General features: G+C 72.8%; 8 protein-coding genes. 4 read left to right on the top strand and 4 right to left on the bottom strand.

What is annotated here, in order from left to right:
- Window positions 1-132: 132 nt before the first annotated feature.
- Complete coding sequence (locus ACFXPK_RS13655; RefSeq protein WP_385074909.1) at window positions 133-1,059, bottom strand: LysR family transcriptional regulator; 927 nt, start codon at window positions 1,057-1,059, stop codon at window positions 133-135.
- Between the two features lie 124 nt (window positions 1,060-1,183).
- Here ACFXPK_RS13655 and ACFXPK_RS13650 point away from each other — a divergent pair, with 124 nt between their 5' ends.
- Together ACFXPK_RS13650 and ACFXPK_RS13645 are read left to right on the top strand one after the other, a co-directional pair.
- Window positions 1,184-1,993, top strand: coding sequence for an inositol monophosphatase family protein (locus ACFXPK_RS13650; RefSeq protein WP_385074906.1), 810 nt, complete (start codon window positions 1,184-1,186; stop codon window positions 1,991-1,993).
- Window positions 1,994-2,399: 406 nt separating this feature from the next.
- Entirely contained in the window at window positions 2,400-3,020 is a 621-nt protein-coding gene (locus tag ACFXPK_RS13645; protein WP_385074903.1) for an NAD(P)-dependent oxidoreductase, read from the top strand.
- Between the two features lie 177 nt (window positions 3,021-3,197).
- Here the strand turns inward: ACFXPK_RS13645 and ACFXPK_RS13640 are convergent, their stop codons facing one another.
- The 3 genes from ACFXPK_RS13640 to ACFXPK_RS13630 all read right to left on the bottom strand — a co-directional run bounded on the left by ACFXPK_RS13640 (window position 3,198) and on the right by ACFXPK_RS13630 (window position 5,701).
- On the bottom strand, window positions 3,198-4,166 hold the full coding sequence (locus tag ACFXPK_RS13640) for a TauD/TfdA dioxygenase family protein (protein ID WP_384996804.1): 969 nt from the start codon (window positions 4,164-4,166) through the stop codon (window positions 3,198-3,200).
- A 368-nt stretch (window positions 4,167-4,534) separates the two neighbouring features.
- A complete protein-coding gene (locus tag ACFXPK_RS13635) occupies window positions 4,535-5,155 on the bottom strand; it encodes a peptide deformylase (RefSeq protein ID WP_385074901.1) in 621 nt (206 codons plus the stop codon).
- Window positions 5,156-5,260: 105 nt separating this feature from the next.
- A complete protein-coding gene (locus tag ACFXPK_RS13630; RefSeq protein WP_384996800.1) occupies window positions 5,261-5,701 on the bottom strand; it encodes an SPW repeat protein in 441 nt (146 codons plus the stop codon).
- Between the two features lie 152 nt (window positions 5,702-5,853).
- Here ACFXPK_RS13630 and ACFXPK_RS13625 point away from each other — a divergent pair, with 152 nt between their 5' ends.
- Both ACFXPK_RS13625 and ACFXPK_RS13620 read left to right on the top strand, forming a co-directional pair.
- Window positions 5,854-7,689, top strand: coding sequence for an FUSC family protein (locus ACFXPK_RS13625; protein WP_385074898.1), 1,836 nt, complete (start codon window positions 5,854-5,856; stop codon window positions 7,687-7,689).
- A gap of 89 nt (window positions 7,690-7,778) precedes the next feature.
- On the top strand, window positions 7,779-8,258 hold the full coding sequence (locus tag ACFXPK_RS13620; RefSeq protein WP_384996844.1) for a MarR family winged helix-turn-helix transcriptional regulator: 480 nt from the start codon (window positions 7,779-7,781) through the stop codon (window positions 8,256-8,258).
- The last annotated feature ends 79 nt before the right edge of the window (window positions 8,259-8,337 follow it).

Genomic DNA, 8,337 nt, shown 5'->3' with positions numbered 1-8,337 from the left:
CTTTACCGCGCCGGCGCCCGGCCCCCGGGAACGGGGACGGCACGTCGGGTGGGGGCGGCCGGGACGCCCGGCCGGATGGCCGGGCGGGACACATGAACCTCCCCCGGAGGTCCGGTGGGCGTGGCCTGTCGGCTACTGGCCGGGTGAGGTGAACCCGGGCGAGGTGAACAAGGTACGCAGGGTTCGGGTGGCTGTTTCGCGTAGCCAGGTGTGAGCGGGGTCGTCGTCGTGGCGTTGGTGCCAGAGCAGATGCAGGGGTACTTCGGGCAGGTCGAGCGGCACCGGCAGGGTGGTCAGGCCGAGTTGGTGGCGGGCGGAGCGGGTGGCCGCGTCGGGAAGGGTGACCACGAGGTCGGTGTCGCGGGCGAGTTGGAGTGCGGTGGCGGTGGTGGGGGCGGAGGCGATGACGCGGCGTTCGTGGCCGAGGGCGCTCAGGGCGTCGTCGATCCGGTTGTGGAGGAGTCCGCGCCTGGAGACGGTGAGGTGATCGGCCGCCGCGTATCTCTCGGGGGTGACGGGCCGCTGGGTGAGGGAGTGGCCCGGGTGGACGGCGAGGACGAGCCGGTCGTGGCCGATGAGGCGGTGGCGGATGTCGGGCCGGGACGGCGGTCCGGCACTGGAGGCGAGGTCGACCTCACCGCGACGCAGCTCGGGGGTGTCGTCACCGGGCTCGGCGGTCAGCCGGAGTTGCACCCGGGGGGCCTGGCGGTGCACATCGGCGATCAGGGCGGTCGCACAGGTGGTGGTGAGGGCGTCGTGCCAGCGGATGGTGAACACCCGCTCCAGCCCGGCCAGGTCCAGCTCCGTCTGAACGGACAGCAGGTGGTGGGCCTGCTGCACCAGAGCATGGACCTGGGTGCGCATGGCCAGGGCGCGGGTGGTGGGAGTCATGTGGCGTCCGGTGCGGACCAGGATCTGGTCGCCGGTGGCTTTGCGGATACGGCCCAGGGAGCGGCTCATCGCCGGGGAGGTGACGTGCAGGCGGGCGGCAGCGCCCTGGACACTGCCTTCCTCCAGGAGCGCGTCCAGGGCCGCGAGCAGGTTCAGATCCAGTTGCATGTCAGTAACTGTATAAGTAACAACGATGCACTTGATGTTAACTTCTACGGCTTCTACCTTCGAGGTGCGGGGCAGGGACAGCGTCCGGGAACACCCCGCCTCTACCGACCGAAGGGGATACCCCGTGCCCACAGCCATGCCTTTCGACCCCGACGCCACGCTCCTGTCCGCGGTGACCGCTGCGGTGAAGGACGCCGGAGCCGTCCTGCGCGAGCGCTGCACGACCCATGCCCGGGGCGTGAGCCTGGAGGAGGTCGTCGGCGAGATCCACGCGAATGACAACGCGGTACTCGCCGTACTGCGGGAGCCGCTGCTGCGGGCGAGGGCGGGATCGCAGTGGGCGGAGGACGAGCTGGCCGGCGGGGCGCTCCCGCCGGGCGAGTGGTGGGTCGTCGACCCGGCCGAGGGCAACATCAACCACGTTCACGGCATGCCGGACTGGGCCGTGACCGCCACCCTGGTGCGCGACAACCAGCCGGTCCTCACCGTCGTCCACCTTCCGCTGACCGGCGACACCTATACCGCCACCGCCGGCGGTGGCGCCCACCTCGACGGCCGTAGGCTGAAGGTGTCGGCGAAGAGTGACCTGAGGGCCGCGTTGACCGGCACCGGACAGGCCCGGCCCGGCGAGAGCACCGACACCTTCCACCGCATCGGGCAATCGGTCACCGCCATGCTCGTCGCCGGTCTGGTCGTCCGCGTGTCGGTGCCGGCCACACTGCAACTCATCCACGTCGCCGCCGGTCGTATGGATGCCTTCTGGCAGTTCTCGGACGTCCGCTCCGGCCTCGTCGCGGGCGCCCTCCTGGTCACCGAGGCCGGAGGCACCGTCACCGACCTGGACGGCAAGCCCTGGAACGCGGCCAGCCGCGATTTCCTGGCCGCCGCCCCCAGGATCCACATCACGGCGCTGGACATCCTGTCCTCGATCTGACCGGCTCCCCCGCCGGCCCCCGGCCCTGCCGGCCCGACTTCCTCGTCGTCCCTCTTCTGCTCCCGGCACTCGCGGCACGGGCCGTCTGCCTGCTCACGGGTGTCCTGCTGGGGTTGGCGACCGAGTGGGGCCGCGTGCGCTACCGGTGGGTCGCCGTGAAGCTGGTCCTCAACGTATGCGCCTGCGCGATGATGCCGGCGTTCCTGGGTCCGGTCACCGAACGGATCGGCGCCCGCGTACGTGCCCGCCGGCCGCCGGCCGCCGGCCCCTGGCGAAGGCATGCGCCACCCTGCCGGGCAACACGTTGCGGAGTGGGTGCCCGGCACCACCTGACCCGCGCCGGCGGCAATCACCCGGCGGGAATCGCCGAACCCCCAAATACCCTCACCTTTCCAGGAGTTCGACCATGCATCTCACTGTTCTGGGCGCTTCGGGCGCCACCGGGCAGCAGTTGATCCAGCAGGCCCTTGATCGTGGCCACACCGTCACCGCCGTCGCCCGTGATCCCGACCGCCTCCCGGCCACCGGCCATGACGACCGGCTCATCCGAGTCCGCGCCGACGTACGGGACACCGAGGCCCTCGGCCGTGCCCTCGAAGGCGCCACCACCATCGTCTCCGCACTGGGTAACCCCAGCCGTGGCCAGGTCGGTGTGCTGACCGCGGGAGCTCGTGGCGCCGTGGCCGCCGCCCCCGAGCGCATCATCTGGATGGGGGCGTTCGGCACGGGCACCTCAGCCGCCGCGGCCGGCGCCTTGACGCGCACCCTGCTGCGGGCCCTGGGGGCCGAACTCACCGACAAGGTCAGCGCCGACACCACCGTCCTCGACGCCGGGGGCACGGTCTTCCACTGCGGGCCGCTGTCCGCCGGACCGCTCAGCGAACGCCGTCGCACCGTGGACCTGGGCCAGGCACCCCATCGGCTCTTCCCCGCCCGCGTCAGCCGTGCCACCGTCGCCGCCGCGATGCTCGACGCCGCCGAAACACCGGACCTGCCCGGCGGCACCTACGTGCCCCTCGACCGCTGAGTGTCCGCCTCTGCCTGGCGTACACCCCGCACACTGAGGACCGACACGCCGTTCCTCTGCGAGATCGAGCTGGTGATCAGACACCTCACGCTTCGCGGGGAGCGGCGTGTCCCACGTATCAGCCCGGCTCGGGGCACCCACACACGCGGGCAGGAAAGCCCCGTCGACCGAACAGGGTCAGAAGGGCCGGTCCCCCGCGATGGCGACGCGTTCGGCGACCCGGCGGTGCGGGGCGTAGTCGCTGACGGCGTAGTGCTGGGTGGCGCGGTTGTCCCAGAAGGCGATGTCGCCCGCCTCCCAGCGGAACCGCACCTGGAACTCGGGCACATGGGCCTGCTGGAAGAGCAGCCGCAGCAGCCGGTCGCTCTCCGCGCGCTCCAGCCCCACGATGCGGGTGGTGAAGGACGCGTTGACGAAGAGCATCCGCCGCCCCGTGTCGGGGTGGCGGCGCACCACCGGGTGCTCGACCGGCGGGAACTCGTCCTGGAAGGGGGCCAGCCGCTCGGCGGAGTAGAAGCGCGAGAAGCCCGGGATGTAGTCGTGGACGGCGCGGGCGCCGTCGATACGGTCCTTCACGTCCTGCGGGAGGTTGTCGTAGGCGGCGGCCATGTCGGCCCACATCGTGTCGCCGCCGGAGGGCGGCACCTCGCGCAGTTGCAGCACGGCGCCGAGCGCCGGCCGCTCCCGGAAGGTCACATCGGTGTGCCAGACGTTCTCGAAGGTGGGGACGGCGGAGCGGTCGAACCGGACGACGTCCGGCGCGCCGGCCGTGGCGAGCAGCGGGTTGGTCTCCAACTCGCCCCAGTTCAGGGCGAAGTCGCGCTGCGCCTCGGAGGTGAGGTGCTGGCCCCGGAAGAAGAGCACCTTCCACTCAAGCAGGGCGCGGTCGAGTTCGGCGCGGACGCCGGCCGACAGCGGGCGGGAGAGGTCGAGGCCACGGATCTCGGCGCCGATGGTGCGCGCCTGCGGTACGAGGCCGAAGAGTTCGTACGGCCGCTCCCGCCACCCCTCCGGGAGGCGGCGCAGTTCCCGGTGGCCCTCGTAGAGACCGTCGGCGGGGATGCGGTGGTCGCGCAGCGCGGTCGGCGCGGCGGCGATGGGTCCGGCTGCGGCGGACTCGGCAGTGGGTTCGGCGGTGGTGGTCACGGGGCTCCTCGGATCGGCACGGCGGAGTGGTGCGAGGGGACACGCGCGGGGTGGGGCCTGGCGACGACTGCCGAGCCGTACGGGCTCAGCGGGTACGGAGGTACGGGGCTACAGGCTTGCGGCGCGCGTGATCAGCGGCAGGGACAGCGGAACGCCGGGGGCGAACCCACCCGGCCGCGGCGGCGCAGAAAGCTGAGGCCGCGGGGCGCACACCCGCCGTGGACGTCGCCGAAGCGCGACTCCACCGCACGGAGATGAGAATGCGTACCCATGGAACGCACCGTACCTCAGGCACGCCCGCCTCCGCGCCCCTCCTCCCGAACAGTGAGACGGGGCACGCGAGCCCAGCAAGATCCAGACGGCACGCCCTAGAGAGGGAAGCCGAGTTCCCGGGCGGCGTGGTCGGGGGTGGGCTGGGACCAGCGCTCGGTGAGGTGGTGGGTGGCGCAGAGCGAGCGGGTCTCGGCCAGGTCGAGGTAGAGCGTTCCGTCGAGATGGTCGGTCTCGTGCTGGACGATCCGGGCCGGCCACCCCGTGAACTCCTCGTCGGTCTCGCGTCCGTGTTCGTCCTGGCCGCGGAGGCGGACCGTCCGGTGCCTGGCCACCACCGCCTGGTAGCCGGGGACGCTGAGGCACCCCTCGAAGAAGGCGGCCCGGTCCGCGCCGACGGGCCGGTAGGAGGGGTTGACCAGCACCCGGAAGGGCTGCGGCACGCGCCCCCTGGCCGCGAGGACGTCCTCAGGGGCCTGGGCCGGATCCTCGACGACGGCGAGCCGCAGCGGGATGCCGATCTGGGGCGCCGCGAGCCCGACGCCGGGGGCGGCGTGCATCGTCCCGCGCATCAGCCGGATCAGGCGCGCCAGCCGTTCGTCCCCCAACTGCCCGTCGTACGGGGCCGCCGGGCGTCGCAGAACCGGGTCGCCGGCCGCGACCACGGGGGGTGTGCCGGCGGCTTCGAGCAGGGCGTCCACATGGTCGATCAGCGTCATCGCGCCATGATCCCACCCTCGGGGCGCAGCGGGAACGGTGCCGGACGGAGCGCGGCCCGCCCGCTCGGGACGGGCCGGCCGCGCTCGGGGTACGGCTCGGGCGGGTCACACCTTCCGGGCGGCTCGCATCGCCATGGCGGCGCACGCCAGTCCGCACAGGAACGTGAGCGCGCCGATGACGGCATTGGTCCAGATCACGCCCGCGTCGGGGCTGCTGCCGACGATCCATGGAGCGATGATCAGCCAGACACCCATCGCGCACATGGCCCAGCTCAGCCCGGCCATCCGCACCGGGGCGAGGGTCAGGCCGAGTGCCAGCACGACGATCGCGATGCCCATGATCAGGTTGTGGGTCGCGAGGGCCGGCTGGCTCGCGGTGAAGTGGATGATCAGGGGCGACAGGGCGCAGAACAGGCCGACGAGGAACACCGGCCCGTCCAGGAGCGCCGCACCGCGCCCGCCGAGCATGCGGGCGTACCTCGCGCGCATCTCGGGAACATCGGGGTGACTGGACAGGTCGCCCCTCGAATGTGAGACGTCGGCCATACGACTCGCCTCCTTCATTTCGCGCAAGTCTGACCGTGTTGTACGGCATCGAGCCGTAACAACCCCAGTTTGCTCGCTTTTCACGCTTTTGTGTAGCAGTGACCGGAGACCGAATATTCTTTTATGAGTAAAACACCTGTTAATCTTTTTTTATGAGCAACCATCTCGGGGGCGCCGTCCGGCTGCGGCGCCCCGTCGACACCTGGCACAAGCCCGCGCTCAGCGCGGCGGCGGCGCTCGCCGTGCCCGATCTGACCCTGCTGGCGCTGGGGCGGCTCGATCTCGTGCTGTACACGTCGGCGGGGGCGATGTGCGCCCTGTACGCGCACGGGCTGCCGTACGCGGCCCGCGCCCGCACCCTGGCGTGGGTGGTGCTGGGGATGGTCGCGAGCCTGGGGATCGCGCTGACGGCCGCCTCGCTGACCGCCTCACCGGTGCTGCTGGTGGCGGGCGCCTCGCTGGTCGCCGCCGCCCACAAGGCGCTCTGCGACGCGACCCGTGTGGGGCCGCCGGGCAATCTGATCCTCACGTTCATCTCGTCCACCGCGTTCTTCGTACCGCAGAAACCGAACGACGTGCCCCTGCATCTCGCCCTGGCGGTGGCCGCCGGGGCGGTGGCCTGGCTCGTCTGCATGGCGCCCGCACTGGTACGGCCGCACGGCCCCGAACGGCTCGCGGTGGCCCGCGCGCTGGAGTCGGCATCGGCGCTGTGGCAGGTCAGGCGGGAGGAGGCCGGGCCGAGTGAACACCAGGGCATGGGACACCAGGGCACGGGACACCGGGATGCCGGGCCTCGGGACGCCGAGCTGACGGCGCGGCGGGCGGTGGCCGGGGCGGTCAACTCCGGTCGGCACACGCTCTTCCTGATCCCGGGCACCGACGCCGCCCGCGCCCGGCTCGCCCGGCTGCTGGCCCACGCGGAGTCGTCGCTCGCCACCCCCCGAGCGGGGCGCCCGCACACCCCGGCCGACGAGGCCGAGCGGTGCGCGGCGCTGGCCCGCGCGGTACGGGGCGGGGGCGCCCTGCCGGAGATCGGCCCGACCCCCGACGAGGCCCGTCGACCGACCGGCGCCACGGCAGAAACGGAACACACCACTCCGGCAGCGGTACGCCGTCCCTCGCCGGACCGGACGACGGGGGTACGGGCCGCCCTGACGCGGCTGCGGCCCGGCTCCCCGCTGCTCCCGGTCGGGGTCCGGGTGGCCGTCGGCTGCACCCTGGCGGGGTGGGCCTCGCTGGCCGCCGGGGTCGGGCATCCGTACTGGGCGGTGGTCTCCGCGGCCTCCATCTACCAGGCCAACAGCACACTCTCCGGTCAGCGGGCCCTCCAGCGGGTGCTCGGGAACGTCCTCGGGCTGGCCCTCTTCTTCGCACTGCTGCCACTGATCCGGGTCGGTCCGCCGGTCATGGTGCTGCTCGCGCTGGCGCTCCAGATCGGGGCGGAAGCTCTCATCTCCCGTAACTACTGGCTGGGTTCGGTCTGTGTGACCCCGATGGCCCTGCTGCTCACGGAGTTCGGCGGCCATCTGCCGACCGGGACGCTGATCGCCGACCGGCTGATCGACACGGTCGTCGGTGTGACGGTGGGGCTGGCCTGCTGCGCGGTGGTCACCAACCGCCGGGCCACCGACCGGATCGAGGAGGCGCTGGCGCGTGTGACGGCGGCACGGAGCGCGGCGCTGCGCCGACTCGGCGAGAACGAGGGCGGGAACGGGAGCGGGAACGGGAGCGAGGGCGAAGGCGAGAAGGGAGGCGAGGGCCACGGCCGCGCGGTACCGGACGGCGCCGGCCATGACCCCGAGGCCGGCTGGGCCCGGGACCGGCTCGCGCTCGCCCTCGTCGAGCTGCGCGAGGCGTTCGAGACCGCCTCGGGCGAGTGGTGGCAGCGCGCCCTGCCCGCCGAGCGGGTCGCCGCGGCCGAACACGAGGGCCACCGTACGTTGGCCCGGCTGGTCCGCCACGCCGCGCCACGGGTCCCGGTGTCCTGAGCACACCGGCCCGGAGGGCAGAATCGGCCCGACCGTAACGAAGGAGTGTGGGTGTGGCCGAGAACACCGAGGACGCCGTCGCGGGGGTGATGCGGCAGTGGGAGCAGGTGATGCCCGGTCTGGACACCGCGCCGATGGCGGTGATCGGACGGGTCAACCGCTGCGCCGCGCTGCTCCAGCAGGCCGCGGACGCCCCGTTGCGACGGGAGGGGCTGACCCGGGCGGAGTTCGACATCCTGGGGGCGCTGCGCAGAACGGACCGGGAGCTGACCCCCGGCCGGATCGCCCGTGAGACGTTCGCGTCGGGAGCTGCCGTCACCAAGCGGCTGCGGCAGTTGGAGAGCCGGGACCTGATCGCCCGGCGCCTCGACGACCGGGACCGCCGGGTCACCCATCTCTCCCTGACGGACGAAGGGCTCCTCCTGCTCGACCGCCTGCTGCCCGAGCAGGTGGCGTACGACGCCTCGCTGCTGGAAGGACTCGACGCCGGAAGCCATCGGCAACTCGCCGACTCTCTGGGCGAGTTGCTGGTCCTGCTCGAAGGCAGGCTGGGCAGTCTGCTGGACTGACCCCTCCCCCGGGGCCGGCGGCGCGGGGGGGGGGGGGGGCCGGGGGGGGGCGCGGCGGGGGGGGGGGGGGCGGGGGCGC

It is taken from the genome of Streptomyces sp. NPDC059142 (genome assembly GCF_042755665.1).
GTDB lineage: Bacteria > Actinomycetota > Actinomycetes > Streptomycetales > Streptomycetaceae > Streptomyces.
The sequence above is the reverse complement of the archived record's forward strand: the minus strand, read 5'-3'. Positions and strand labels throughout refer to the sequence as shown.